Annotated in this window: 25 protein-coding genes; 15 read left to right on the top strand and 10 right to left on the bottom strand. The window is 63.1% G+C overall.

Going from position 1 to position 24,571, the window contains the following annotated elements:
• The first annotated feature begins 42 nt into the window (after positions 1–42).
• The gene (locus tag U0023_RS15965) at positions 43–390 is read left to right on the top strand and encodes a hypothetical protein (protein WP_009493961.1); all 348 of its coding nucleotides are present in this window, start codon (positions 43–45) and stop codon (positions 388–390) included.
• 140 nt (positions 391–530) lie between these two features.
• On the opposite strand, the gene U0023_RS15960 is transcribed toward U0023_RS15965, so the two are convergent.
• The 3 genes from U0023_RS15960 to U0023_RS15950 all read right to left on the bottom strand — a co-directional run bounded on the left by U0023_RS15960 (position 531) and on the right by U0023_RS15950 (position 2,907).
• Positions 531–752 carry a hypothetical protein gene (locus U0023_RS15960; RefSeq protein ID WP_009493962.1) on the bottom strand — a complete coding sequence of 74 codons (222 nt, stop codon included), beginning with the start codon at positions 750–752 and terminating at the stop codon, positions 531–533.
• A 23-nt stretch (positions 753–775) separates the two neighbouring features.
• Positions 776–2,167, bottom strand: a complete 1,392-nt coding sequence (locus U0023_RS15955; protein ID WP_009493963.1) for a M10 family metallopeptidase — start codon at positions 2,165–2,167, stop codon at positions 776–778.
• A 236-nt stretch (positions 2,168–2,403) separates the two neighbouring features.
• Positions 2,404–2,907 (bottom strand): YcgN family cysteine cluster protein, encoded by a 504-nt coding sequence (locus U0023_RS15950; RefSeq protein ID WP_009493964.1) that lies wholly within the window; start codon positions 2,905–2,907, stop codon positions 2,404–2,406.
• A gap of 239 nt (positions 2,908–3,146) precedes the next feature.
• On the opposite strand from U0023_RS15950, the gene U0023_RS15945 reads away from it, so the two are divergent.
• The 4 genes from U0023_RS15945 to U0023_RS15930 are packed head-to-tail and all read left to right on the top strand — an operon-like array spanning position 3,147 to position 7,077.
• Positions 3,147–5,330 (top strand): transglycosylase domain-containing protein, encoded by a 2,184-nt coding sequence (locus U0023_RS15945; protein WP_040639300.1) that lies wholly within the window; start codon positions 3,147–3,149, stop codon positions 5,328–5,330.
• A gap of 21 nt (positions 5,331–5,351) precedes the next feature.
• On the top strand, positions 5,352–6,002 hold the full coding sequence (locus U0023_RS15940) for a DUF1214 domain-containing protein (protein WP_009493966.1): 651 nt from the start codon (positions 5,352–5,354) through the stop codon (positions 6,000–6,002).
• Positions 5,999–6,562, top strand: coding sequence for a DUF1254 domain-containing protein (locus U0023_RS15935; protein ID WP_009493967.1), 564 nt, complete (start codon positions 5,999–6,001; stop codon positions 6,560–6,562). Before U0023_RS15940 ends, U0023_RS15935 begins: the two co-directional genes overlap by 4 nt.
• A gap of 5 nt (positions 6,563–6,567) precedes the next feature.
• The gene (locus tag U0023_RS15930) at positions 6,568–7,077 is read left to right on the top strand and encodes a GNAT family N-acetyltransferase (protein WP_009493968.1); all 510 of its coding nucleotides are present in this window, start codon (positions 6,568–6,570) and stop codon (positions 7,075–7,077) included.
• Positions 7,078–7,110: 33 nt separating this feature from the next.
• Here the strand turns inward: U0023_RS15930 and U0023_RS15925 are convergent, their stop codons facing one another.
• On the bottom strand, positions 7,111–7,314 hold the full coding sequence (locus U0023_RS15925; protein WP_009493969.1) for a hypothetical protein: 204 nt from the start codon (positions 7,312–7,314) through the stop codon (positions 7,111–7,113).
• A gap of 249 nt (positions 7,315–7,563) precedes the next feature.
• On the opposite strand from U0023_RS15925, the gene U0023_RS15920 reads away from it, so the two are divergent.
• On the top strand, positions 7,564–8,577 hold the full coding sequence (locus U0023_RS15920) for a hypothetical protein (protein ID WP_009493970.1): 1,014 nt from the start codon (positions 7,564–7,566) through the stop codon (positions 8,575–8,577).
• A 206-nt stretch (positions 8,578–8,783) separates the two neighbouring features.
• A complete protein-coding gene (locus tag U0023_RS15915; RefSeq protein ID WP_009493971.1) occupies positions 8,784–9,368 on the top strand; it encodes a carboxymuconolactone decarboxylase family protein in 585 nt (194 codons plus the stop codon).
• Positions 9,369–9,417: 49 nt separating this feature from the next.
• On the opposite strand, the gene U0023_RS15910 is transcribed toward U0023_RS15915, so the two are convergent.
• Positions 9,418–9,759, bottom strand: a complete 342-nt coding sequence (locus U0023_RS15910) for a DUF1491 family protein (protein ID WP_009493972.1) — start codon at positions 9,757–9,759, stop codon at positions 9,418–9,420.
• Positions 9,759–10,604, bottom strand: coding sequence for a peptidoglycan-binding domain-containing protein (locus U0023_RS15905; protein ID WP_009493973.1), 846 nt, complete (start codon positions 10,602–10,604; stop codon positions 9,759–9,761). Before U0023_RS15905 ends, U0023_RS15910 begins: the two co-directional genes overlap by 1 nt.
• Before the next feature lie 354 nt (positions 10,605–10,958).
• Between U0023_RS15905 and U0023_RS15900 the strand changes: the two genes are divergently transcribed.
• Both U0023_RS15900 and U0023_RS15895 read left to right on the top strand, forming a co-directional pair.
• Positions 10,959–11,279 carry a hypothetical protein gene (locus U0023_RS15900; RefSeq protein WP_009493974.1) on the top strand — a complete coding sequence of 107 codons (321 nt, stop codon included), beginning with the start codon at positions 10,959–10,961 and terminating at the stop codon, positions 11,277–11,279.
• A gap of 41 nt (positions 11,280–11,320) precedes the next feature.
• On the top strand, positions 11,321–11,776 hold the full coding sequence (locus tag U0023_RS15895) for a SufE family protein (RefSeq protein ID WP_245273104.1): 456 nt from the start codon (positions 11,321–11,323) through the stop codon (positions 11,774–11,776).
• Here the strand turns inward: U0023_RS15895 and U0023_RS15890 are convergent.
• Both U0023_RS15890 and U0023_RS15885 read right to left on the bottom strand, forming a co-directional pair.
• Complete coding sequence (locus tag U0023_RS15890) at positions 11,773–12,741, bottom strand: DUF6456 domain-containing protein (RefSeq protein WP_009493976.1); 969 nt, start codon at positions 12,739–12,741, stop codon at positions 11,773–11,775. The two genes, U0023_RS15895 and U0023_RS15890, sit on opposite strands and share 4 nt — an antisense overlap.
• Before the next feature lie 536 nt (positions 12,742–13,277).
• Positions 13,278–13,712 carry a MucR family transcriptional regulator gene (locus U0023_RS15885; RefSeq protein WP_009493977.1) on the bottom strand — a complete coding sequence of 145 codons (435 nt, stop codon included), beginning with the start codon at positions 13,710–13,712 and terminating at the stop codon, positions 13,278–13,280.
• A gap of 423 nt (positions 13,713–14,135) precedes the next feature.
• Between U0023_RS15885 and U0023_RS15880 the strand changes: the two genes are divergently transcribed.
• From U0023_RS15880 to U0023_RS15870, 3 genes are all read left to right on the top strand, one after another.
• A complete protein-coding gene (locus tag U0023_RS15880; protein WP_009493978.1) occupies positions 14,136–16,247 on the top strand; it encodes a S9 family peptidase in 2,112 nt (703 codons plus the stop codon).
• Positions 16,248–16,337: 90 nt separating this feature from the next.
• Positions 16,338–18,719: a PAS domain-containing protein gene (locus U0023_RS15875; RefSeq protein ID WP_009493979.1), complete on the top strand. Its 2,382-nt coding sequence runs from the start codon at positions 16,338–16,340 to the stop codon at positions 18,717–18,719.
• A gap of 5 nt (positions 18,720–18,724) precedes the next feature.
• Complete coding sequence (locus tag U0023_RS15870) at positions 18,725–19,279, top strand: isochorismatase family protein (RefSeq protein WP_009493980.1); 555 nt, start codon at positions 18,725–18,727, stop codon at positions 19,277–19,279.
• Here the strand turns inward: U0023_RS15870 and U0023_RS15865 are convergent.
• Positions 19,272–20,228 carry a hypothetical protein gene (locus U0023_RS15865; RefSeq protein ID WP_009493981.1) on the bottom strand — a complete coding sequence of 319 codons (957 nt, stop codon included), beginning with the start codon at positions 20,226–20,228 and terminating at the stop codon, positions 19,272–19,274. The genes U0023_RS15870 and U0023_RS15865 overlap by 8 nt on opposite strands.
• Before the next feature lie 421 nt (positions 20,229–20,649).
• Between U0023_RS15865 and U0023_RS15860 the strand changes: the two genes are divergently transcribed.
• The gene (locus U0023_RS15860; protein ID WP_009493982.1) at positions 20,650–21,249 is read left to right on the top strand and encodes a superoxide dismutase; all 600 of its coding nucleotides are present in this window, start codon (positions 20,650–20,652) and stop codon (positions 21,247–21,249) included.
• Positions 21,250–21,319: 70 nt separating this feature from the next.
• The gene (locus U0023_RS15855; protein ID WP_040639595.1) at positions 21,320–21,799 is read left to right on the top strand and encodes a DUF2938 domain-containing protein; all 480 of its coding nucleotides are present in this window, start codon (positions 21,320–21,322) and stop codon (positions 21,797–21,799) included.
• An 839-nt stretch (positions 21,800–22,638) separates the two neighbouring features.
• Here the strand turns inward: U0023_RS15855 and U0023_RS15850 are convergent.
• Positions 22,639–23,487: a ChbG/HpnK family deacetylase gene (locus U0023_RS15850; RefSeq protein WP_009493984.1), complete on the bottom strand. Its 849-nt coding sequence runs from the start codon at positions 23,485–23,487 to the stop codon at positions 22,639–22,641.
• 97 nt (positions 23,488–23,584) lie between these two features.
• Here U0023_RS15850 and U0023_RS15845 point away from each other — a divergent pair, with 97 nt between their 5' ends.
• Positions 23,585–24,571 (top strand): glycosyltransferase family 2 protein, encoded by a 987-nt coding sequence (locus U0023_RS15845; RefSeq protein WP_009493985.1) that lies wholly within the window; start codon positions 23,585–23,587, stop codon positions 24,569–24,571.

Here is a 24,571-nt window from a genome sequence, read left to right as displayed (position 1 = left end):
GTCATCACCTCGGAACGGTGACGCCCAACCCGGGAGACGGCCATGAAGGCATACAGGCTCGGTACGACGGCGTTGCTCGCAGGCCTCTGGATTTGTCCCGCTGCGGCGCAGGAGCTTCCCCGGTTCAATGTCGAGGCGACCTGCAAGGAAGCTCAGCCCCTCGTCCCGCAGGATACGAACCCCTACGATAGCTGCATGAGGGACGAGACGGCCGCGCAGCGCCAGCTTCGAGAGATCTGGAACAGCACAGCCGAAAGCGTGCGGGCGACCTGTGCACGCGAGGCGCAGATCGGCGGAACGCCGAGTTACGTCGACATGCTTACCTGTCTGCAGGTCGCGCAGGGCCTGCCTCCGACGAATACGTCCCGCAGCCGGAAACCCGCCCAATAGGGATCAGGGTCTTAGAGCTGCTTCCACGGGCGTGGAATCATCTCTCTTCTCTGCTGAGACGCATTTTCTAGCGGTGAACCGGATCCACTTCACCGAAAAATGCTCTAGCTGAGAGATGCGTGCACGTTGCCTCCGCAAGCTCAGCGCTGCGGTTTCGGAACCGGATTCGAGTGACGCGGCCTCGGCTCTTCGACCAGACGGAAATTCACGGGTGGCGATTTCCAATCCGCAGGCAATTGGAGCGGAACCGTACAGGTGGTCAGCAGACTCCGCCCCTCGCCGTTCCGGACTTCGAACACGAAGCCCGGACGTTCCATTTGCGCGCAATTCTGCCATTGGTCGAAATCGACCCAATCGCTCATCGGCGTGACCTCATTGGACCTCATCAGAGATAAAGATCGGCAGACGTCAGCGTCGAGATGCCCGCGACGTTGATGCGAAAGTCGGCGATCCTGTCGCCATTCACGTCTCCTGACAGGACGCCTCCGGCAAAGTTGACCTGCCCTGAGTGGCCCGAGAAGCTCGCGCCGCCGATGAACGAGAATGCCTGATCGCCGCTGTGACTCGTACTGGCATCGATGGCGTGAAGATCGATATGATCGACTCCCCGCATGAAATCCTGGATCGTGTCCCGGGAATTCGGAAGAGAATCATTGACGGACTTGAAGTCGAAGATGTCGGCACCGGCGCCGCCGGTCAGCGTATCGGCTCCGGCACCGCCGTCCAGGATATCCGCGCCGCCGAGACCATTGAGCTTGTCCGCGCCAGCACCGCCCTTGAGCGAGTTCGCCCCATCGTTGCCGGTGAGTGAGTCGTTACCGGATCCGCCCACCGCGTTCTCGATGAGAGACCGTGTATCGCCTTGGTAGAGCAAGGCGTTGGCGATGTTGCCGACGGCGACCTTCGAGCCGTCCGCGCTCAGTTTCGCAAGCTGCGCGTTGGACGTCTTGGTCCATTCGCCTGGGCGCAGATCGATCTTGAGATTGGTCGTGTAGTTCGAGAGGTTGTAAGTGTCGTTGCCTCCGCCGTCCCAGATCGTCAGGAAGACCCTGTTCGCACCGGGCGCCCCTTGGCCCACGCCATTGATGCTCATCTCGCCCGTCGACGGATTCCAGGTATAGGTCGAGTTGCCGCTGTTCGTGCTGTAGTTCGCCCCGTAGATATGCTGGACGGCCGCGATGTCGTACATCATCAGCGACTGAGCGAACCCCCAGGTCTCGTTGGTGTAACCGGCAGTCGTCGAGCCTCCGATATAGGAGCGGTAGCTCATGACCGTGTACTCCAGGGAGTCCCGGTCCTGCGGCATGACGTTGCCTTCGTGGGGATGCTCGAGCCCGATCGCGTGCCCGAGCTCGTGCAGGAACACCATGTAAGCGTAATTACCTTTCGCCGGGTTGGTGAAGTACCCGTTGGAAAGGTTGAACCAGACGTCTCCACCCTCGGCCGCCGTCGAGGGGAGGTAAGCCCATGCGGTCGGTGTCGCATCCGACATCGCCAGCCGCACATCGGCGTGCTGCGACGCCGTTTCGCTGGTCTCCGTGAAAGTCAGGTTCGCAACCGAGGCATAGGCCTTCAGGGCGTTTCGGGCGGTTGCCTGTTGAAGGGAGCCGAGGCTACCGAAGTTGGTCGTATTCTCCTTTGAACCATACGAACTCCCATAGATCGATCCGCTCGTCGGAAAACTATAGGTTACGCTGTTATTTGCCCATTTATAATCACCAAGAACGCCGTCGATATACGCATTTCCTGTCAGGCCGTAAGTAGTAATAGCAGACATAAAACACCCTATTCGGAATTTATTCTGAGAAATAACAGATCAGAACTTCTCAAAGGACGGCTAGGGTTGCCGTTGGAGAACGATGCTGGCAACTACTCCAAAAGGGGTATTTTTCGGCTGAGCGCGCGGTTTTACTTCGGCTACGCTTCAACTAGGCAGCGTCTTCTCCTAGGAAGAAACGGTCACGTCGGGGTTTGCGCAAAGTCCAAGTCTGCGACGCTTTGCCCCCCAGAGGTTCAATCCCTGCGGACGCTGGGATCCTCCATCGGCCAGTCGGTGATCCGCTCCAGCAGCTCGGCGACGGTGAAGTCCTCCTCCGGCCCGGCGACCCGGTCACGGACGGAGATCCCGGCCGCATGCACCGTCTCGGGATCGCCCGAGACGAGCGGGTGCCACCAATAGAGGTCGTGCCCCTCGGCCAGAAGCCGATAGGCGCAGGTATGGGGCAGCCAGGCGAGGCTCCGCACGGCATGGGGCGTCAGGCGCACGCAATCGGCCACCTTGGCCTGGCGGTTCGGGTAGTCCTTGCACCGGCAGGTCTGGTCGTTCAGGAGGGTGCAGCCCACGTCCGTGTACATCACCTCGGCCGTGTCCTCGTCCTCGAGCTTGACGAGGCAGCAGCGGCCGCAGCCGTCGCACAGGCTTTCCCATTCGTCCGGGGACATGACTTCGAGCGACTTCACGCGCCAGAAGGGTTGCTCCTCCGGTTGGAGGTGAACGAGGGGTGCGGCATTTGGCATGTGGGCGCTTTGACGTCTCTTTGAGGCGGTTTAAGGGAAAGTGCTAAGCCGCACATCGCGCAGCCTATCCTTCGGAAGAGGTAAATCTCTGTGAACCTACAAACAAGGTTCTGAGTTATATATATCGGCATCGCCACGCTTCGGCATTGCCGATAGGACAATCGAATATCATAAACTAGGCAGGTCAGGCCCTGACCTGCTCGAGGACCATCGTGAGTCAGAAGCCCCCAATCCCTCTTATGACGCGGATCAAACGCGGCGCGTTGTGGTTCGATGCGTGGCTCAACTCCACGCTGTACCAAAGCGGACGCGGGCTGGGCAGCGCGTGGGGCTGGTACTCGGAGAAGATGAAGTGCCTGCGGTTTCGCGGCCCTCTTCGCGGCATCCTCGACCTGACCAGCGAGGCGACGACGCTCGGCACCGCGGGCGGCATCGTCATGCTGGCGCTCGCCCTCCCGGCTTTCCGGGAGACGGAGGACGACTGGCTCAAGACCCAGGATCTCGCCGTCACCTTCCTCGACCGCTACGGCCAGGAGGTCGGGCGGCGCGGCCTCCATCTCGACGATTCCTACAAGCTCGAGGATTTCCCGGACTATATGATCAAGGCCGCGCTGGCGACGGAAGACCGGCGCTTCTACGATCACTGGGGCATCGACCCGATCGGCACCTTGCGGGCCCTCGTGGTGAACACCCAGGGCGGCGGCGTGGTGCAGGGCGGCTCCTCCATCACCCAGCAACTGGCCAAGAACCTCTTCCTCACCAACGAACGCTCGCTGGAGCGAAAGATCAAGGAAGCGTTCCTGGCGGTCTGGCTCGAATTCCATCTGACCAAGGACGAGATCCTCAAGCTCTATCTCGACCGCGCCTATATGGGCGGCGGCGCCCATGGCGTCGTGGCCGCCGCGGATTACTATTTCGGCAAGCCCGCCAAGGAGTTGACCCTGGCGGAATCAGCCATGCTGGCAGGCCTGTTCAAGGCGCCGACCAAGTACGCCCCGCACGTGAACCTGCCGGCCGCACGCGCCCGGGCGAACGAGGTCCTGCGCAACATGGTCGAGGCCGGCTTCCTGACGGAAGGGCAGATTCAGACGGCCCGGCGCAATCCGGCGACCCCGGTGAACCGTCAGCGCGAGACCACCCCGGATTTTTATCTCGATTGGGCCTTCGAGCAGGTGAAGGCGCTCGCAGCCGAGAAGAAGTTCGGCCACGAGCGGGTGCTGATCGTGAAGACGCCGCTCGACACGGCGCTCCAGCGGCATACGGAAGAGACGCTCGAGAACATGCTCCGCCAGCATGGCCGCCAGTACAGGGCCGGCCAAGGCGCGATCGTCGTCATGGACGTGGACGGCGCCGTCCGTACCATCGTCGGAGGGCGGGATTACGGACAGAGCCAGTTCAACCGCGCCACGGCGGGGCTTCGTCAGCCGGGCTCGTCCTTCAAGCCCTTCGTCTATGCGGCGGCCTTGACCACCAACCCGAAGCTGCGGCCCAACTCGACCGTCGTCGACCGGCCGATCTGCCTCGGCAACTGGTGTCCGCAGAACTACGGCCGCTCGTTCGCGGGCGCCATGCCGCTGGTTTCGGCCCTGGCCCGCTCCATCAACTCGATCCCGGTCCAGATGTCCGTTGAGATCGGCAAGGGCAACGCCAAGGCGGGCCGTGCCGTCATCGTCGACACGGCCAGGCGCATGGGCCTCACTCACCCGCTGACGGATTCGAGCTCGCTGCCCATCGGTGCCGCCGAGGTCACGCCTATCGACATGGCGGCCTCCTACGCGGTCTTCGCCAATGGCGGCAAGCGCGCCGATCCCTATGCCGCCTGGGAGGTCCGCAATTCCTCGGGCGAGGTCATCTACCGGCACGACCGGGACACACCGCCCAAGCAGGTGCTCGACACCCGGGTCGTCAACGACATGAACTTCATGCTCAACAAGGTGGTCGAGGAAGGCACCGGCAAGCGGGCCGCGCTCGAAGGCATTCCGACCGCAGGAAAGACCGGGACCACGAACGGCTACAAGGATGCCTGGTTCGTGGGCTATACGGGCAATCTCGTCGCGAGCGTCTGGTTCGGCAATGACGATTCCCGTCCCATGAACGAGATGACGGGCGGCACGCTCCCGGCGATGACATGGCATGAGGTGATGGTCCCGGCCCACCAGAACCTGGAGATCCGTCCCATCCCCGGCGCCAGCCCGGCCAACGCGTTCCGTGTCGCCTCTTCCAAGGGGCAAGCGGCCGATCAGGCCCAGGCTCCGGCCCAATCCTTCCTGGCCGGCACGCTCTCCCGCAAGTCCTACGAGGTCCTCGGCGGAATCGGCACCCTGTTCCAGTCGGTCGACCGCTCGGCGATGACGGGCAAGGCTCTGGAAGCCCCGGGCGGTTCCGCTGCGGTGGATGACCGTCGCCGGGTAGCGATGCCCTAACGAATGCAGACAGAGGCTCACTTGACGAATGCCCCGGCGGCCGCTTCGATGCGCGCCCCATCGACCCCGTTATCGCCCGTGACCGTCAGACGCGTCCCGACAGCCCTCCTCATCGTCTATGCGCTGCTTCTGGCGCTGGGACTGGGCTTGGGCTCTGCCTACTGGGTGATCAACGGCGATCCGCCCTTCGGCAGCCTGCGTCTCGGACCGTGGCAGGCGTGGCCCAAGCTCGGCTCGCCGGAGGCTGATCCCTACATGCGCGCAATCCTTGCCCGCCGTGGCGACGTCCCGCTGGCGACAGGCGAAGGACTGGGCTTCACCGCCCGAACCGACAGCGAAGGCCGTCCGCTCGATTCAGCCTGCACCTATACCGTCGGCGCGGTGGCCCCAATCGCGCGTCTCTGGACGATGACTCTTTACGACGGCGACGGCCGCCTGCCGATTACTGAGCTTGGCCGCAGGAACTTCACATCGGCGGAAGTTCTCCGGGATTCTCAGGATCGCTTCGCCATCGGCCTGTCGCGCAAGCTGCAGCCGGGCAACTGGATTCAACTCCCCGCCTCGGGCCCCTTCACGCTGGCGCTTCGTCTCTACGATCCCCCGGGAGCCGCCGGCGCCAATCTCGATGCGGCCGATTTTCCTGTCATTCAGCGTCTGGGATGCGGAACATGAGAGGCTTTTCCCGCTTCCTGATCGCCACCTTCTGCGGCATCGTGATCGCCGCGGGGGTCCACATCGTGGCGATCCTCGCAAGCCCCTACCTCGCGGACCAGGATGCGTTCGCAAAGGTTCAGACGACCCTGACCGCCGACAAGGCGCAGATCATCAGCACGCCGGGCGGCGAGAATACCTGGCTGCCGCGGCCGGATCCGGCGATCGCCGTGGCGACCTGCGCCTTCGATCTGCGCAACGGTCCCATGCGCGTCGCGGCCCAGACCGGGTCGCTGCCCCTGTCCTTCTCCTTCCACAAGGAATCGGGCGGCGTCTTCTTCGCCGTCACGGACCGCGCCGCCGTCCGGGGCGAGCTCGAAATCGTCACCCTGACCGCCCGCCAGCTCGACGAGGCCCGCGCCGCCGAGGACGAGAACGATCCCTCGCGGGACGTGCGGATCGTCTCCCCGGAGCAGAAGGGCTTCGTCATCGTCCGCGTCGCCGCTCCGAGCCCCAGCCTGAGGCCCCGGGCGGAAGAGGCGGCCAAGGCCGTCTCCTGCACGGCCGAGGAGAACCCCTGACCATCATGCCCTGGCGCTCTATGACGCCCGAGGATCTGGCCCAGGTTCAGGTTCTCGCGGACACGATCCACGTCGATCATCCGGAAGATCCCGAAGTGCTGGCCGAGCGTCGGCAGCTCTATCCGAAGGGTTGCCTCATGCTGGTCGAGGACGGGCACGCCATCGGCTATGCGCTTACCCATCCCTGGCACCTGGGAGAACCGCCTCCCCTGAACGAGCCGCTGGGCAGACTCCCAGAGGCTCCGACCACCTACTACATCCACGATGTCGCCCTGCTTCCGGTCGCGCGCGGCAAGGGCCATGCGGTGCAGGCCGCGATCCGGCTAATCGAACAGGCCCGTGCGGCGGGCTTCAGCAACCTGTCGCTCGTCGCCGTCAACGGGTCTCAGGCATTCTGGGAGAGAATGGGCTTTCGTGTTCTGGCCAACCCCGGCCTGGAAGCGAAGCTCGCGAGCTACGGGCCGGACGCGGTGCTCATGGTGCACGATCTGACAAGCCCGAACCGTGACGCCTAACGGCGCCTCATCGTCATGAAATCGGAAAGTGAACTAGGAGCGGCGACGGCCCGGGCTGTTGGATGCCAGCGGGCGCGAAGGGCCCGGATTGGGAGAGGGCCGCTCGTAGCGGACGCCCGTGAACAGCAGAATCTCTCCCCGAGGCTCATCGGCCGCCAGGATCGGGCGCTGTGGACGCTCCGCGCTATCCGGAAAAGCGATCACCACTCCCGGCGATCTGGTCCAGATGTCTCGCATGTCGCCCTCCTCTATCGTGCCACTGCTGCCTCTACGCCTGACTCACAAAAAGAGATCTATGGTTAACAGTTCGTTGCCGCCGGGGTGTGCACATCAGAAAAACGCTTACCCTGACAAGAAAACAACACTCGCTGCCGCGCTTCAGTTCCTCATGCGGAACCCTTAATTCCTGGGCCGTTCACGCCCGTTAAACCTGCGCTAAGGAGCAATCCATAACGTTAGGTCAATTGCGTTGAAGCGAGTGCGAGCATGGCGTTGTCGGCATCTCCGGACCTTTGGTCGAACCTGTCGGGTTTCGGATCGTCGGACAGTTCGTCCGAGGCGCGCGCCGCTCTCCTGAAAGTGAACGCGGAGATGTTCGTCGCCGCCGCGGCGCGCGACCGCGAGAGCATCGAAACCTTCGAGACCCTCGTTCTCGGATTCCTGCCGAAGACCGACACCGCGACCCGTCGCGAGCTCGCGCGGATCCTGACTCCCTGTCCGGACACGCCGGCCTCCATCATGGATTATCTGGCCCGGCATTCATCCGGTGCCGTTGACGCCCCTCATCCCCGTCACGCCGTCCCGCCTCCTTCGGGCGAGAGGCTGCTTGCCACCCCGGACGGGCGTCTCGTCCTCGCGGCGCAGCCCGATCTCGATCCAGCGACGATCCACAGGCTCCTGGTCCTGAGAGAGAGTGCCGTCGAAGACGCGCTCGCGGCCAATCCCGCCCTTCTTCCCGATACCGCGCCTTTCGCGGAGCTGACGCGGCGGTCCCATCGGCGGCCTGCCCTCGCCGCCATCCTTCTCGACCGCGCAGATCTCCCGACTGCCATACAGGCCGCTCTCTACCTGTCGGCGTCCAGGGAGCGCGGCCAAGCGATCCGAGAGCGTATCGTGGCCTCTCTCGCGCATCGGCGCGTCAGCCTGTCTTTCACGCTGGCCGAGCAGGATCTGGCCGATCTCCTGGCCGCGGCTCTCAAGGGCGACGACCACAGGCTGGAAACGATCCTGACCACCCTCTTCGCCTTTCCGGCGAACACGGAATGGCGATTGCTCGAAATCGGCCGCCATCGCCTTCTTGCCCTCGCGCTGAACGTCCTGGGAGTGCCCCGGAGGGACGCGGTCAGGATCTTCCTCAACCTGCACCCGGCCTTGTCCCACTCGCTTTCCGCCATCAGGGCGCTGGTCCAGGAAATGCGGGATATTCCAGGCCCGGTCGCACTCGCCCTCATCGAATGCATCCTGGATGTCAGAACCCTCTCGGGAGAGGCGCTCGCCTAGAGTGTTGTTCGGTGAAGTGGGTCCGGGTCATCGTCAAAAATGCGGCCCAGAAAAGAAGAGAGATGATTCCACACGGGTTGCAGCAGCTCTAGCCGCCCCAGCATGATCGTCCGACAACCCTCACCTTAAGATCCAGGCTCGGGGTGGATGCGGGCTCAGGCGATATTCTGCTAGATTGCCTGTGCCCGCGCTGACTGGAGGGTCGGATGTTCCTGCAGACGATAGACGAAGAAAACGCGACCGGCAAAGTCGCGGAAATTTACGAGAAGCAGCGCGCGCAACTCGGCTTCGTCATGGAGGCCGCGAAATGCTTCACGGCCCGGCCGGACCTGTTGCCGATCTACACGGAGTTTTCCGACCGCATCCGCGCCGGCTTCTCTCTCGGTCTTCGAGAGTGGCGTCTGATCACGCTGATCGCTGCAAAGCACATCCCCTCCACCTATTGCTCCCATGTCTACGGCAAGCAGCTCGCCGACGATCTCGGCTCGAAGGAAGCCGTGCTCGCCGTTCAACGGGATTTTCGTGCCGCAGGTCTGTCGGACAGAGACGTCGCAATGCTGACCTATGCGGAAAAGATCGCTCGGGATGCGTCTCAGGTCTCCCCGACCGATATCGCGAATCTGCGGCAGGTCGGCTTCTCGGACCAGCAGATCTGCGATATCGCCCTTTGCGCCTCTTTCCGCTGCTTCGTCAGCCGCTTTTTCGACGCGATGGGAGCGGGCACCGAAGCCGTCTTCATCGATGATGATGACGAGTTCCGGGCGACGATGAGTGTCGGTCGGCCGCTTTGAATCACGACCCACATCAAAACTGGGTCGATACTGCACGTCGGTGGTCGGCTCAGTCCTCCGCCGCAAGGTCGAGGAAATGGCGCCCTGCCCTGTCGTCGACCTCCACGAGCCAGAGGTCCGAGTCGAAACGCATCTCGCGCGCCATGCGCTCCTCCACGTCGAGGGGCATCACGTCCTTCAGAATCGGCGAGAAGAGGCGCTCACCGCTCTCGTCGAGGAAGAGCTGCGGCGCGGGACCGTAGAGGCTCGCCGTTCCGTCGAGCCGATCCACCTTGACGAAGACCGCACCGGCTTCGGCGGCGCCTCGCTTGCGCAAGGCGGCCTCGACCCCCTCGACCGAGCAGCGGCGCAGGTAGGCCGAGACCCAGAAGTCGGAGCGAAGGCGGGACATTATGGGACCGCGATGCCGGATGCGGCCGAGAGTTCGCGGATCGTCCGCGCGTTCAACTCGCCGGTAACGGGCAGACGCCGGTCCTGCTCGAACCGTTCGATGGCCTGCCGCGTGCCCGAGCCCATCTGCCCATCCACCTTCACGCTGTAGCCCAGTCGCGCGAGTGCGCGCTGCCCGGCCAGGACCGTATCGCCCTGGTCCGCACGGCCGACATTGGCAGGCGGCGTCGGCACAGGCCCGCCCATGCGGATCATGTCGGCGATCGGATCCCGGCTGGCGCTCCGTACGGGTGGAGCCGCAGGCGCGGCAGCGGCACTCGGCTGCGGTGGGCGGGCAGCCGGCGCGGCAGCCGGAACAGGTTGCCCGCCGTTGCGGATCATGTCGGCAATCGGGCTACGCGCCGGGGCCCTGGGCGTGGCGACGGAGGGCAGCGCTGCCTCCGTGGCCGGATGGGCGGCGGTCTCGTGGGGCGATGGTGCTAAAGCCATCTCGTCGACGGGCTGAGTTCCGGGACGCGCGGGTGGCAGAGGCTGGCGCGTCTCGCCCTCGGCTTTGGGTTCCGGCGAGAACACGACCTCCCGCGTGTTGAAGAGCGGCGCCGGATGGCGGGTGATTTGCAGCGCCAGCGCGTTCCAGGCAATCGCGCCGCCGCACCCGGTCAGGAACAGGGCTGCGAGGATCTGGCGCGGATGGCTAACGACGAACGACACCGCCCTCTCCCCGATGCCTGGCCTACGCGGGGGCTTGGCGGCACGCTTTTGCGCCGGCCGCGCCGGGGCCTTCCGGCGGACGACCGCCGGCAGGTCGAGATCGTCATCGGGATGGTCGACAAAAGCTTCACGCAAGGGAGTCGTTTCCGTCTTCGAAGGATGATGTCGTTGTGGTCCGCCCAGGCAGCAAGACAAGACGGCAAGGCACCGATTCTTGTCCTTCTGAGGGCAAAGCCTGACAGACCCGGTTTAAGCGAAACCTAATTGCTTCGAACCGGACGGCGAAACGGCCCGGCCGGAGCGGCGCTCAGGCCTGACGGCGCAGAGCGTTCCAAAATTTCCCTTTGCTTTTCATGCCTTTAACGGAGGGTCCCGTCAGCAAGGTTTCATTCATCCTGTTTCCATCTTTCTCAAACACGTCCTACGCGGGCCAAGTCGGGTACGTTATGCTGCTGCAACATTCTTTGGATTCAGCCGACCGATTGCTGCATGTTTTCGATTCTCCGTTTCATCCTCATCGTCGGCACCATTTTCTACTTCTCGCCGGTGCGCCACCAGGGCGAGGGAACGGCCGCCGTCGAATCCCTTCTCATGCCAAAGAAGACCGAGCCGGCGGCGGGCCCAGCCACGGGGACGGATAACTCAGGCCATCTCGAATCGATCTGGAAGGCGCTGCCCGACAGTGCCAAGCAGGCCGTCGTCGACAAGGTTCTCAGCGCGTCCGGTCTCCCGGTCGCCGGCTCCGCGAAGCCCTCCGACACCTTGCGGCCCGAGGACCGCGAACCCGCTGCGTCCAGACCCCGCACATAAATCCGGTCCTTTCCATCGCCAAACCGCATGACGATGGCTATATGACGGGCAGACAACCCGGATTTGCCATGCTGCCGACAATCGACGAAATCGTTTCCAATTTCGAACTGCTCGACGATTGGGAAGAGCGCTACCGCTATGTCATCGAGCTCGGCCGCCTGATGGAGGCCCTGCCGCAAGTGGCCTACAACGACGTCAACAAGGTTCAGGGTTGCGCCAGCCAAGTCTGGCTTCAGACCGATCTCGTTCCTTCGAACGGCGAGCCGGTCCTGCATCTTCGCGGCGACAGCGACGCTCATATCGTGCGCGGTCTCGTGGCGCTTCTGATCTCCCTCTACAGCGGCAAGACACCCTCGGAAGCCCTTTCCACGGATGCCCTCGCGCTCTTCAAGGAGCTCGGTCTCTCCGAGCATCTGACGCCGCAGCGCTCGAACGGCGTCAGATCCATGGTCGAACGCATCCGCCGGGATGCACAGGCGGCCGTCGCGGGGCCTTAGGTTTTTCCACCCTCGATCACCACCGCCTGCCAGGCACGGATGCCGCGAGACGCGGCGGGCCCTCTGATCGAGGCTTCGATGCCGTAATGCTCCGCGAGCCGCGTCAGGGCAAGACGGACCACGATCTTGGCGGAGCGCGCGGGCCATTGCCGTTCACGCTCGATCTGCTCCAGGCCCTTCAGGAAGCCGCAGAGGTCGAGAAGCAGGTCGCTGAAATCGCCCCCGATCGCATCGAAGGCACTCCGCAGGCGCTGGCGGGCGGCCACCATCCGTTCCGTCGCCTCGCCCGGCGAAGCTGGGCCTCCGCTTCGCGGCATGCCGTCCCAACGCGCCGTGACTCCGGGCAGGAGACCGGCGAGCATGATGTCGGTCCGCAGCCGCTCGCCGGCCTGATAGGACGCCTCGTCAATCATGGGTTCGCCGTCGCGGCCCTTGCGGCGACGCAGCCAGTCGAGAGGGCTCTCCTCGGCATCCACGCGGACCCGGGCTGTTCCCGCGTCCGTCTCGACATTGGCAACTTCCGTTTCACGGTGCTGGTGGAAGAACGCCATGTCCGCCTCCGGTGCCGAAACGCGACGCACGAAGGCCTCGCCGGCCTTCGTCAGACGAAAGGTCTCCCGGCCCTGCGCGGTCTGCTCCCACTGGCCGAGATCCTGCCGCACGAGAGCTTCCGCAACCGCCAAGGCGAAGCGCCCTGCCCCTACGGAAATTCCCGACCGGCGCCTGTGGACAAGCACGCTCGCCGGGTCCGTCGGATCGATGCTCGCCGAGGTCTCCGGCTGGCCGAGCGAGGTCAGAAGCCGCCTCGCCTCCTTGGACATGGAATCACCCGCGTTAGGCCCGGCCACGATTTCCGGCTTCCGGCTTCCGCTGCGTTTGCGCCTCTCCGAACGGGTCTTCTTCGAGGCTGAAATCCTTTGCGCGGCAATATCCTGATGAACCGCATCGCGGTCGATAATGTTCATGTTTTGTTCCCATAAATAAAGTAAGGAAGGGTCGCCCCTTCCATCCTCGATAGTGGGGTCATATTCCTAGTTGTCAACGAGGATTCAAATCTGTTGATAAGAATGAGGATAAGTCGGACGGGGCGAACCTCACCCGTACAAAGGCCGCAATGCCCGCCTGCTCTTCGGCCCTGTAGAATCGACCTTCGATCAAGCCACGAATGACGGGGGCATCGATCCCGGACCAGCCTTGAACGAAACGACACGCCCACGGCCCATGACGACGTCGGCGCACATCGGTTTCGGCCTCGCTGCGAAGTCCTTGAACGCGATCCGCGTCATTGCAGTGCGGATCGGCGCAGCGCACCGGGAACAATCTGTTCTCGAGATTGGGGCTGTTCTCAAGATTTGGGCCGCGTCAAAAGTCGATAGGCGCCCTGCCCGCCGGCGCACGGCATCCCTTATGTATAGCTCAAGCAATGCACGAGGACCGGGACCGATGTCCCAAAAAGCAAAAGCCGCCCATGAGGGCGGCTGTCTCGGCCTAAAATCCGGTCTTAGCTGCTGCTGCGCGAAGAACGGCGCTTACGGCGCTGCTGGCCGAGCCCCATTTCCTTGGCGAGCTCCGAGCGAGCCTTGGCGTAGTTGGGAGCCACCATCGGGTAGTCAACGGGTAAGGCCCACTTCTCGCGATACTGCTCGGGCGTCATGTTGTACTGCGTACGCAGATGCCGCTTCAGAGACTTGAACTTCTTGCCGTCTTCGAGGCAGACGATGTAATCCGGCGTGACGGACTTCTTCACGGGGATCGCAGGCTTCGGAGCTTCCGTGGGCACCTCTACGGTGCCGCCCCCGACACGCAGAAGAGCCGAATGGACGTCATTGATCAGCGTCGGCAGGTCGCCCGAAGGAACAGAATTATTGCTGACGTAAGCGGAGACGATATCCGCAGCCAGCTCAATGTAGTTCGAAGCAGCGATGTTGTCGCTCATTTTGATTTTCTTCCTTTCCGGCTCTTTAGAATGGCTCAAAAAAGCATTTCAACCTACGTTTGAGCATTCTCGTCTGAAGCAATGCTTGCTTCTTGCTTGAGCCGCACCCTACTTGCACAGAAGTCGTGCTCGTTTTTCCAAGTATGGCAAATTGAGCCGCATTGCAAGATGTGCAAAAGGAAAACTTTGGAAAACTTCGTATCAACTATCACTATGCAATAAACCTGCCTTGAACAGTTGACACGAGTGACCACAGGTTAAGGCGTTCATCACGTAGATTTCATCACCCTGATCCGAAGAAGTAACTAAAAAGGCATTTTTTCTGCACTCCCGGTGTCCGTTAGCCCCAATCTGGACCCGCCATGGGAAATCCCCGTTATCTGTGCATAATCCCACTTCTTGCTCATCTGGCCGGACAGTTTCATGAATATTCAACGCCTTCCCGTTGCCCCCTTGCCCGCCGCTCCCTTGGTCCCCGCCAAGCCGTTTGTCTTCGAGGTTCACGGGGTGCGTGTTCAGGACGATTATGCGTGGCTGAAGGCAGAGAACTGGAAGGAAGTGCTCAAGGATCCGTCCGTTCTCGATTCTTCCATCCGCAACGTCCTCGAACAGGAGAACGCCTACGCTGCGGCAGCCTTTGCCGGAACGGAGGAGTTCCAGGCCCGTCTCGTGGCGGAGATGCGCGGCCGCATCAAGGAGGACGATTCCTCCGTTCCCGAGGCGGATGGGACCTTCGCCTACTTCACCCGTTACCGGGAGGGCGGTCAGCATCCCCTGGTCTGTCGACAGCCCCGCGACGGCGGCCTTGAGACGATCATGCTCGACGGCGACAAGGAGGCGGAGGGGCTCCCCTTCTTCGATCTCGGCGGCGCGGATCATTCCCCTGATCATCGGCTTCTGGCCTGGGGTGCCGATATCAAGGGTTCGGAATACTTCACCATCCGCGTCCGGGATCTCGAGAGCGGCGCCGATCTGCCGGACGAAGTCGCGCAGACATCGGGCGGCGCCGTCTGGCTCAACGATTCCTCCGGCTTCTATTATGTCGAACTCGACGAGAACCACCGTCCGGTGCGCGTCAAGCGCCATCTCCTCGGCTCAGGCACCGATCAGGATCAGGTCGTCTACGAAGAGAAGGACCCGGGCTTCTTCGTGAAGCTCGGCGTCACGCAATCGGATGCGTTCGTGCTCATCGAAGCGAGCGATCACGAAACCTCCGAGATCTGGCTGCTCGACCGAACGGATGCCTCGGCGTCACCCCGGATCGTCGAGCCGCGTACGCCTCAGCTGAAGTACGACGTGGAGCATCACGGCGACAGCCTGATCATTCTCACCAATGCGGACGGGTCCGAGGACTTCAAGATCGTCACGGCGCCCGTCGCGACGCCCGGCCGGGCACATTGGAAGGATCTGGTTCCCTACGAGCCCGGCACGATGATCCTGTCCGTCGTGGCGCTCGCCCGCTATCTCGTGCGCCTGGAGCGTGAGAACGCCAAGCCCCGCATCGTGCTGCGGGAATTCGCCACCGGTCGCGAGGAGACGGTCGCATTCGAGGAGGAGGCGTATTCGCTCGGCTTCTCGGCCGGATACGAATTCGACACGGATGTGATCCGCTACCATTACTCGTCGATGACCACGCCGAGCGAAGTGATCGACTACCACCTGCGCACGGGAGAGCGCACGCTGCGCAAGCGGCAGGAGGTGCCGAGCGGTCACAACCCGGCCGAGTACGTGACACGTCGCCTGTTCGCGACGGCTCCGGACGGCGAGCAGGTGCCCATCTCGCTCGTACATCGGCGCGAGGTCGCGCTCGATGGCTCCGCGCCATGCCTGCTTTATGGCTATGGCTCATACGGCATGTCCATGCCGGCAAGTTTCCGGACCGGCATCCTGTCCCTCGTCGACCGCGGCTTCGTCTATGCCATCGCGCATATCCGTGGCGGCACGGAAAAGGGCTGGCACTGGTACATGGACGGCAAGCGCGAGAAGAAGACGAATACCTTTACGGATTTCGTCGCCTGCGGCGAGGCGCTCATTCAGGCAGGCTACACCTCGCACGGACGGATCGTGGCTCATGGCGGCAGCGCGGGCGGCATGCTCATGGGAGCGGTCGCCAACCTGGCCCCGGACCTCTTCGCGGGGATCATCGCGGAGGTGCCCTTCGTCGACGTGCTCAACACCATGCTCGACAGCGAACTGCCCCTCACCCCTCCCGAGTGGCCGGAATGGGGCAACCCGGCTGCGGACGAAGCCGCATTCCGGACGATCCTGTCCTACTCGCCCTACGACAACGTGAAGCCGCAGAACTACCCGGCGATTCTGGCTCTCGCCGGCCTCACGGATCCGCGCGTGACCTATTGGGAACCGGCAAAATGGGTCGCCAGGCTGAGATCGACCATGACGGGCGGCGGTCCCGTCGTGTTCAAACTCAACATGGACGCGGGACATGCCGGTGCGGCAGGCCGCTTCGACCGGCTTGAGGAAGTCGCCTTGGCCTATACCTTCGCCATTCGGTGCCTCGAAGGGTTTCAGAACTGACGTGAGGCGCTATGTCGAACGTAACGTGCTGACGACGATTGCCGCCATGGCAAGCGCCAGGGCATACGAAGAGGCTGAGAGTACAAATCGATGACCAAGCGCGGCAGTCTATTGGCCGAGGACAAAATCGCCTCTCGAGAAAGCGACAAGGAGCGCATCGCGGAGCTGGAAACGCGCTTGGCTCACGCGGAGGAAGTCCTCCGTACCAGTAACTTCAAGCTGAGGATCGCGCTCGACATCGGCCGGCTCGGTGCGTGGGAGCGGGATCTTGAAACCGACGAGGTCACCGGCACGGTGGCCTTCAAGGAATATATCGGGCTCCCGCCGGACGCGACGATCACCTATGCCGCGTTGCAGGCCATGTTCCATCCGGGAGACATCGAGCGCATCAACCAGGCCATCGCCTATGCGCTCCGCACCAGGACGGATTTCAACATCGAGTATCGCATCGTGAAAACCGACGGAAGCGTCGGGCATGTTCACATGCGTGGCGGCGTCATCTACGAGAATAACAAGCCCGTACGCTTCGCCGGCGTTCTGCAGGACATCAAGGAGCGGCAAAAAATCAGGGAGGAGATGAGCCAGGCCCAGCGCCGGCAAGAGTTCCTCCTCAAACTCAATGATCAGCTCAGCAATCTCGACGATCCTCACGGGGTCATGGAGATCGCTGCTCGGAATGTCAGCACATTCCTGAAGGTGGATACCGCAGGATATGGCGAGGTCTATGAGGATCGCGGCGTCATCATCGTCGAGCGCGAGTGGTCGCGGGGGCTTATCAGCAACGAGGGCAAAGTCGAGAAGATCGATCAGGACGCGAGTCCGATCGTCGACGTGTTGAAGCGAGGACAGCCTGCCATCTTCAACGACGTCAGGACCGATCCCCGTCTCGGCGATCCGTCCGTTCAAGCCTTCTACAGCACCATCAACGTGCGTTCGGGCTTTGCCGTCCCCATTCACAAGAACGGGCGCTTCATCGCCGAATTCTATGTCTATTCATCGGCGCCCAGAGACTGGACAAGCGACGACATCTCGCTTGTCGAAGACGTCGCCGAGCGCACTTGGCTGGCCATCGAAAAGATTCGGGCCGAGACGAAGCTTCGTGAAACCGAAGCGCGTTTCAAGCTCATCGCCGAATCCCTCCCTGCGCTCGTCTGGATCATCAAGCCGAACCTGGAATTGACCTATACGAACGAACGATGGGTCACGTATTCCGGCCTGCCGCCGAGCCAGGCCCTGGGACATAGCTGGACGACCGCCATTCATCCGGACGACTGGGTGAGGATCACCGAGGAGATCAAGCCCGTCATGGCAGGCGAAACGCCCTATACGACGGAGGCTCGGTATCGTTCCGCGGACGGGGAGTATCGCTGGCACATCATCCGGGCGGCCCCGGTGCGCAACGCCGCCACGGGAGAGTTCAAGGGGTGGGTCGGCACCAGTGTCGACATCCACGATCTGAAGGTCGCGGAAGAGGCTCTGCGGACGAGCGAAGAGCGGCTGTCGCTCGCCCAGAGTGCGGCGGGAATCGGCGTCTTCGACTGGCATGTTCCGACCGATACGGTCACCTGGACGGCGGAACAAGAACGTCTGTTCGGGATGGAACCTGGATCGTTCAAGGGATCCTTGTCCAACTGGGCGGATCACATCATCCCGAAGGACCGGGACTATGCCGTCCAAACCATCGCTGCGGCGCTGGCCCGCCACGACAAGTCTATCGACCTCATCTTCCGCATCGAGCGTCCGGATGGAATCCGCACGATGCAGACCATCGCATTGTTCTTTTATCAGGAGGATGGCTCGCCGCTGCGCATGGTCGGCGTCGATATCGACATCACGCATTACAAGGAGGCGGAGAACCGCCAGAATCTCCTGATCCGGGAGTTGCACCACAGGGTCAAGAATACCCTCGCCACCGTGCAGGCCATCGTCGGCTCCACCGCCCGCAGCGCCTCCAGCATCGACGAGTTCTACCAGGGCTTCGTCGGCCGCATCGTCTCCCTGGCGCGCACCCACAATCTGCTCACCGAGGATCTGTGGCAGAAAGCAGCCCTGGAGGAGCTCCTCCAGACGGAACTCGGGCCTTATGAGGATGAGGCCAGGAACCGTATCACGATGATGGGCCCTCCTCTCGAGCTGCCCTCGGAGGCGGCCGTTCCGATCGGCATGGCGATCCACGAGCTGACCACCAACGCGGCCAAGCATGGAGCGCTGTCCACCTTCGGCGGTCAGGTCGAGGTCCGTTGGGAGATTCTCGACGGCGAACGCCCGATGCTGCATTTCTCCTGGGTCGAGCGCGGCGGACCAAGGGTGGGCACCCCCTCGCGCCAGGGCTTCGGTACGCGCCTGCTGCAACGGGTGTTGTCCACACAGCTTCAAGCGGAAGTCTCGATGGAGTTTTCGCCGGAAGGCCTGCGCTTCTCGATGCAGCTTCCAATCCCGACCGCTCCCCCCACCTTCAATCCGGACACGTAAGCTCCATGTTGCTCGACGCAGAACGGTCCCAGCTCCTCGTCATCGACCTTCAGGCCCGCCTCATGCCGGCAATTCATGACGGCGAGGCTGTCCTCCGGAACGTGCGCATCCTGCTGCAATCGGCAAGACAGCTCGGGGTGCCCGTCACGGTGACGGAGCAATATCCCAAAGGGCTTGGGGCAACCGTGCCGCAGATCCACGAGATGTTGACGCCAGAGGCGCCCATTCTGGCCAAGACCACCTTCTCGGCCGCTCGCGACCCGGGCGTTGCCGAGCGTGTCGCAGCGTTGCGCGGGAACGGACGAAACCAACTCGTGATTTGCGGAACCGAAGCGCATATCTGCGTGCTGCAGAGCGCCCTGGAATTCAGGACATCCGGCCTCGACGTCTTCGTGGTGGCGGACGCGGTATCAAGCCGCTCGAGCCACAGCGTCAGCGCCGCCTGCGCGCGGCTGCTTCATGCGGGCTGCCAATGGGTGACGACGGAGATGTCGGCCTTCGAGTGGATGGGAAAAGCGGCGACCGACGATTTCCGCGCCTTGGCTCCCCTGTTCAAGTAGAAGGCGACGATCCGCCCTCGCCCCCGGCTGCGATGAACGCCTTCAGCTCGTCCAGGGACTGGAAGCGGAACACGCCGCTCGGGGTCTGGGCCTCGATCGAGCCGTCCGAGAACATGACGTACTTGTTGTCGCCGGAATTGTAGGTCCCGACGACCACGGCGGGATGGGAACCGTCGGGAGCGGTCTCACGCTCCTCTTCCGCTTCCCCTTCCTCCTCGGGCGCGGTCTCGGGTTCGCGCTCGGGTTCCGGCTCGACGGGCGAGGCGGTCTCAGCGACGGGCTCCCGAGATTCGTCGCGCTCGTCGAACGCGCGTGTCGCGGTCTCGGGCTCACGCTCGGCCGGGTCACGATGATAGAGATCGGCCCCATCGAGGACGCGCGGCTCTTCATCCTCGTCGCGCGCCCGCTCCGCCAGAAGGAAGTCGGGCACCTTCATGTCCGGTTCGTCTTCGTCCCGGATCGGTGCCGGCGTTGGAACCGGCCTTGGCGGGAATGGCATGACCGGCTCGGAAACGCGCGGCTCTTCCGGCCATTCGGCCGCCTTCACCTCTTCCTCGACCGGCTCCCGGTGCCCCTCGCCCTCGAAGAGCGGGAGGATCGCCTGTCGCTCGTCGGCACGCTCGCCCTCCTCAAGGGCCTCGGCGGCTGTGCCGGCCATGGCGCCTCCGGAGAGCGCCGCCAGCGAGGGCTCCTTCAGGGATCCCGGCGTTGCCAGCAGGGGCTCCTCGTCCAGGTCGCCCCGAAGCTGCGACAGCCGGGCTTCGATCCTGGCCAGTTTGGAAACGGCGGCTGCGATGCCGAGCAGGAGCGCGCCGCTCGCGGCCGTGATGCTGCCGGCGATCACCATCGTCCAGCCCCGCTCGACCAGAACGATATCCCATCCGAAAAATGCTGTGAGAAGCCCACCAACGATCATCGCAAAAGCGAGGGCCAGAAGAGCGATGATCATGCCGTCTCCATCATACGCAAACCCAGAGCATCGGCCCTGAAAGTGATCCCCACTTTTCAGGATCGACCGGATGCTCCCTCCTATAAGCAGCTCATCGTTTCTGCGGAAAACCGGATCCACTGTTCTTCGACGTGGCCCTTCGGGTCCGCACGATGCGCCAGGACAATCAAGGCAAAGCTATGCCTCTATAGGCAAAAGACAACCGCCTGTGAAGCTTGAGCAGAAAAAAGTCCCTAGCTTGGCCGTTGCTCTTGGAGGGGTGGCGCTTTAACTAAAGCCCCAGGCGCATCGTGCGGAAAAGTGGGCCCGGTTTTCCGCATCGGGCGATGCGCAGTCAAACGAGGGGTATCGGAGCGTTCCCAAGAGTGGTCCCCACTGTTGGGTCCGATGCCCCGGGTCGCTCAATCTTAAGGAGACGCCGATGTCGTTCACCCTGCCCGAACTGCCTTACGCCTATGATGCCCTGCAGCCCTACATGTCGAAGGAAACGCTCGAGTTTCACCACGACAAGCATCACGCTGCTTACGTCAACACCGGCAACAACCTGCTGAAAGGCACGGAATTCGAGGGCAAAAGCGTCGAGGAGGTCGTGAAAGGCTCCTACGGCAAGAACCAGGCCCTCTTCAACAATGCCGGCCAGCACTACAACCACATCCACTTCTGGCTCTGGATGAAGCCCAATGGCGGCGGCGCCCTCCCGGGCAAGCTCGAGAAGAAGATCATCGAGGACCTCGGCTCGGTCGACAAGATGAAGGAAGACTTCATCCAGGCCGGCGTCGGCCAGTTCGGCTCAGGCTGGGCCTGGCTCGCCGTGAAGGACGGCAAGATTGCGATCATGAAGACCCCGAACGGCGAGAACCCGCTCGTGCATGGCGCCCAGCCGATCCTCGGCTGCGACGTGTGGGAACACTCCTACTACATCGATTACCGCAACCGCCGTCCCGACTATCTCAAGGCCTTCCTCGACAATCTCGTGAACTGGGAACACGTCGAGGAGATGTTCGAGAACGCGACCAAGTAAGCAGAATAACGATACGTCAGAACGGGCCTCTTCGGAGGCCCGTTTCATGTTGTCCCGGGAGGCCCAAGCCGTGATCGAGTTCCTTTACCGCTCCATCCTGATCGGGATTGGCGCAACGGTCATCTTCGACCTGTGGGGGCTGTTCCTGAAGCACGCTTTCGGGCTGCCGGGTGCGAATTGGGGACCGGTCGGCCGCTGGTTCTGTCACCTTGCCGGCGGCAGGGTCTATCACGAGGACATCGCCAAGGCCCCGCCCTTTGCTTATGAGAGGGCAGCGGGCTGGATCGGGCATTACGCGGTCGGCATCCTCTTTGCTGCCATCCTGCTGGCCCTTGCCCCCACCGGATGGTCCCGGCAACCGACCCTTGCGCCGGCCCTCATCGTCGGCTTGGTCACGGTCGGCGCGGGCTGGTTCCTGCTTCAGCCCGGGATGGGCGCCGGCATCGCCGCATCGAAACGGCCCAACGCCAACCAGATCAGGGCTCTCAACATCGCCGGCCACATCGTATTCGGGCTGGGCCTTTACGCGAGCGCGCTTCTGATCCGCTGAAACGCTCGGGCGCATTCGGCACCGGAGCGAGGCGTGCCGAATGCCCGCTCACCCGAACCTTCCATGGTGACGGCGCTTGCCTGATCGTCGCGGCGCGATCCGTCATGTTCCGACATGAAATACTGAGATCGAATGCTGCGTGTCGAACCGCGTCGGCTTTCTCAGATGCGAGTTTCATGCGGGAGCTGTGCTGCCTTTCCCATGAAGCCTGGGAAGCCCGTTTGGTCCGGTGAGACGGTGGTCTTCATCTGTCAAAGAGCCAGCACCTTGGGGCCCGCAGCTTGCGCTGCGAGCCTTTCAGGAGATCGAGGGTGGCGCGATGGCAGCCCGGCTCGATGTCTAATGTTTGATGGAAGAGCCGAACTGCTCGTCCCGCACGGTACTTTTAGGCGTTTAGACTTGGACCAGCACAGGGCTGCCAAGGGCCTCCCGTCGCAGGTGTGCGAGACCTGCGGCAGGACCGTTCCCCACCCCACAACTGCGACGCCTCGCGAGCGCGCCCCTCGTCAGGCGGGGATAGGTAACGATATAGCCAAGGTTCATCCCCCTGTCAAGAACAAAGTGAGAACATAACATCACGCTGTCCACACCCTCTCACGTCATGGCCGGGCCTGTCCCGGCCATCCCGATCGGAAAGACGCGGGATTTCAAGAAATCGGGATGACCGGCACAAGGCCGGTGATGACGATGGGGTAACGGCCATAAAGTTTAGGATGTCAGGGCTGACGAGGCGCGGCGCACTTGTCCGGGACAGCGGAGCGATCACCGATCTCTCGAGCGGCAAGGCACACCATCCATCGATGCTGCTTCCCTCCCCAGCCTCTCGATCACCGGAAAGCTCATTGCGAGAACGTCTGAGCGAGCCTCAACCCACGCTGCTCCAGCAGTTCGGAGAAAGCGTCCGATTTCAGATAGGTCAACTCCTCGATCCTGCTCTCCAGCGCGGGATCCAGCGATCTCAACTCGTCATCCACATAGCCCGGATGGCACATGACGAGGGGGCGGGCCCCGAGGCCTGAGAAGGCTTCCTCGAAGACCCTGGCCGCCGAAACCGAAAGATCCAGCGGGGCGAAACCTGAAAAGCCCTGGTTCGTCCGGAACCCCTCCGCATGGGCTTTGCGGGCGAAGCCGCGGGCGAGGGATTTGACGATCAAAGCTTTGTTGCGTCCGATCGGACGGCGCAGGATCGCCGCGGCCCGGTCCGAGGGATCGCGCAGCCAGACGCGGCCCGCATAGCCCCTCGCCTTCAGGACAGCGAACAGGGCCGGCCTGACGACGGGGAGCACGTGGACATGCTGATGCCCGTCCACGAAAGCGGGCGCCGCCCCGAAGACCTCCTCGAACGCATCGAGCTGGCGGCCGATTTCCGCGGCGATTTCGGCGGCGGGCAACCGTCGTTTCAAGGCCTTGGGCAGCAGCTCCTTCAGGGAAGGAAAACCTCCCGACGGGGCCAGAAGCAGCATCGGCCCCAAGGGCGAGCCCGTCGTGAGATTGAGGTGCAGCCCCACGGCCATCCGGTCCCGAAGAGGCGTCAGGCTCGCCGCCGCCCGGCGCCAGCCCGGCATGTTGGTCATGGCCCCGGTGGCGGACAGACGCCCCATCCCGGCCAGCTCCACGATGCCCCGGCTGACCCCATCGGCGATGCCGAAATCGTCGGCGCAAAGTATGACGGAACGGAAGGAACTCATGAATGTCCTTAAAATCGGCTTTGCCGCACCCTAATGCTCTTGAGCAATGACGCAAACTCGGCTCTTGATGCAGCCCCGAACATCAAGGGTTTTCTCAGTGGCGTCGCCTCAGCTCAGTGTCATCATCCCCGTGCACAACGAGGGCGCGAACATCGCCCCTCTGTGCGAGCGCCTGCTCCCCATCCTCAACCGGATCACGTCGGTCTGGGAGGTGGTTTTCGTCGATGACGGCAGCCGGGACGACACCCTGGAGAGGATCAGGGAGGTCAGCCGCGCCGAGCCACGTGTCGGCGCCGTCTCCTTCAGCCGCAATTTCGGCAAGGAAATCGCCATCGCGGCCGGGCTCGACCACGCCCAGGGCGACGCGGTGGTGATCATGGACGCGGACCTGCAGCACCCGCCGGAGATGATCGAGACCTTCGTCGAACGTTGGCGGGAAGGCTACATGATGGTCTACGGCCAGCGCACGGACCGGTCCGACGAGACCCGGGTCAAGCGAGGCTTCGCCCACCTGTTCTACCAGCTCTTCGCCCGGTTCGGCGAAATCGCCCTCCCCGAAGGCGCCGGCGATTTCCGCCTCATCGACCGCAAGGGCGTCGAGGTGTTGCGGACCCTCGGCGAAAAGGCCCGGTTCTCCAAGGGCCTCTATGCCTGGATCGGCTTCAAGGCGACCGGCGTCCCGTTCGTCGTGGAGGAGCGCCGCTTCGGCACCTCGAAATGGAGCTTCAGGAAGCTCTTCCGATTCGCCTTCGACGGCATCGCCGCCTTCTCGACGGTCCCGTTGAGGATCTGGACCTATATCGGCTTCCTGATCTCGATCCTGTCGATCGCCACCGCCGTGTTCTTCATGATCCGCACGCTCCTGTTCGGCACAGACCTTCCGGGCTTCCCGAGCCTGATCGTCTCGATCATGTTCTTCTCCGGCATCCAGCTCATGTCGCTGGGCATCGTGGGCGAATATGTCGGTCGCATCTTCGCCGAGGTGAAGCGACGGCCGCTCTACGTGGTGGCGGAGCGGATCGGCGGCGCGGCGGAAGTCTCGAGCAGCATCGTTCCGGAAGCCTATCCCCTGCGCCGGGCCTGA

This window comes from Microvirga lotononidis, from assembly GCF_034627025.1.
Lineage (GTDB): Bacteria > Pseudomonadota > Alphaproteobacteria > Rhizobiales > Beijerinckiaceae > Microvirga > Microvirga lotononidis.
The sequence above is the reverse complement of the archived record's forward strand: the minus strand, read 5'-3'. Positions and strand labels throughout refer to the sequence as shown.

Excerpts from the sequence above, each read along its gene's own strand:
- U0023_RS15965 (WP_009493961.1), top strand. The coding sequence starts at position 43 with ATGAAGGCATACAGGCTCGGTACGACGGCGTTGCTCGCAGGCCTCTGG.
- U0023_RS15960 (WP_009493962.1), bottom strand. The coding sequence starts at position 752 with ATGAGCGATTGGGTCGATTTCGACCAATGGCAGAATTGCGCGCAAATG.
- U0023_RS15955 (WP_009493963.1), bottom strand. The coding sequence starts at position 2,167 with ATGTCTGCTATTACTACTTACGGCCTGACAGGAAATGCGTATATCGAC.
- U0023_RS15950 (WP_009493964.1), bottom strand. The coding sequence starts at position 2,907 with ATGCCAAATGCCGCACCCCTCGTTCACCTCCAACCGGAGGAGCAACCC.
- U0023_RS15945 (WP_040639300.1), top strand. The coding sequence starts at position 3,147 with ATGACGCGGATCAAACGCGGCGCGTTGTGGTTCGATGCGTGGCTCAAC.
- U0023_RS15935 (WP_009493967.1), top strand. The coding sequence starts at position 5,999 with ATGAGAGGCTTTTCCCGCTTCCTGATCGCCACCTTCTGCGGCATCGTG.
- U0023_RS15930 (WP_009493968.1), top strand. The coding sequence starts at position 6,568 with ATGCCCTGGCGCTCTATGACGCCCGAGGATCTGGCCCAGGTTCAGGTT.
- U0023_RS15925 (WP_009493969.1), bottom strand. The coding sequence starts at position 7,314 with ATGCGAGACATCTGGACCAGATCGCCGGGAGTGGTGATCGCTTTTCCG.
- U0023_RS15920 (WP_009493970.1), top strand. The coding sequence starts at position 7,564 with ATGGCGTTGTCGGCATCTCCGGACCTTTGGTCGAACCTGTCGGGTTTC.
- U0023_RS15915 (WP_009493971.1), top strand. The coding sequence starts at position 8,784 with ATGTTCCTGCAGACGATAGACGAAGAAAACGCGACCGGCAAAGTCGCG.
- U0023_RS15910 (WP_009493972.1), bottom strand. The coding sequence starts at position 9,759 with ATGTCCCGCCTTCGCTCCGACTTCTGGGTCTCGGCCTACCTGCGCCGC.
- U0023_RS15900 (WP_009493974.1), top strand. The coding sequence starts at position 10,959 with ATGTTTTCGATTCTCCGTTTCATCCTCATCGTCGGCACCATTTTCTAC.
- U0023_RS15895 (WP_245273104.1), top strand. The coding sequence starts at position 11,321 with ATGACGGGCAGACAACCCGGATTTGCCATGCTGCCGACAATCGACGAA.
- U0023_RS15890 (WP_009493976.1), bottom strand. The coding sequence starts at position 12,741 with ATGAACATTATCGACCGCGATGCGGTTCATCAGGATATTGCCGCGCAA.
- U0023_RS15885 (WP_009493977.1), bottom strand. The coding sequence starts at position 13,712 with ATGAGCGACAACATCGCTGCTTCGAACTACATTGAGCTGGCTGCGGAT.
- U0023_RS15880 (WP_009493978.1), top strand. The coding sequence starts at position 14,136 with ATGAATATTCAACGCCTTCCCGTTGCCCCCTTGCCCGCCGCTCCCTTG.
- U0023_RS15875 (WP_009493979.1), top strand. The coding sequence starts at position 16,338 with ATGACCAAGCGCGGCAGTCTATTGGCCGAGGACAAAATCGCCTCTCGA.
- U0023_RS15870 (WP_009493980.1), top strand. The coding sequence starts at position 18,725 with ATGTTGCTCGACGCAGAACGGTCCCAGCTCCTCGTCATCGACCTTCAG.
- U0023_RS15865 (WP_009493981.1), bottom strand. The coding sequence starts at position 20,228 with ATGATCATCGCTCTTCTGGCCCTCGCTTTTGCGATGATCGTTGGTGGG.
- U0023_RS15860 (WP_009493982.1), top strand. The coding sequence starts at position 20,650 with ATGTCGTTCACCCTGCCCGAACTGCCTTACGCCTATGATGCCCTGCAG.
- U0023_RS15850 (WP_009493984.1), bottom strand. The coding sequence starts at position 23,487 with ATGAGTTCCTTCCGTTCCGTCATACTTTGCGCCGACGATTTCGGCATC.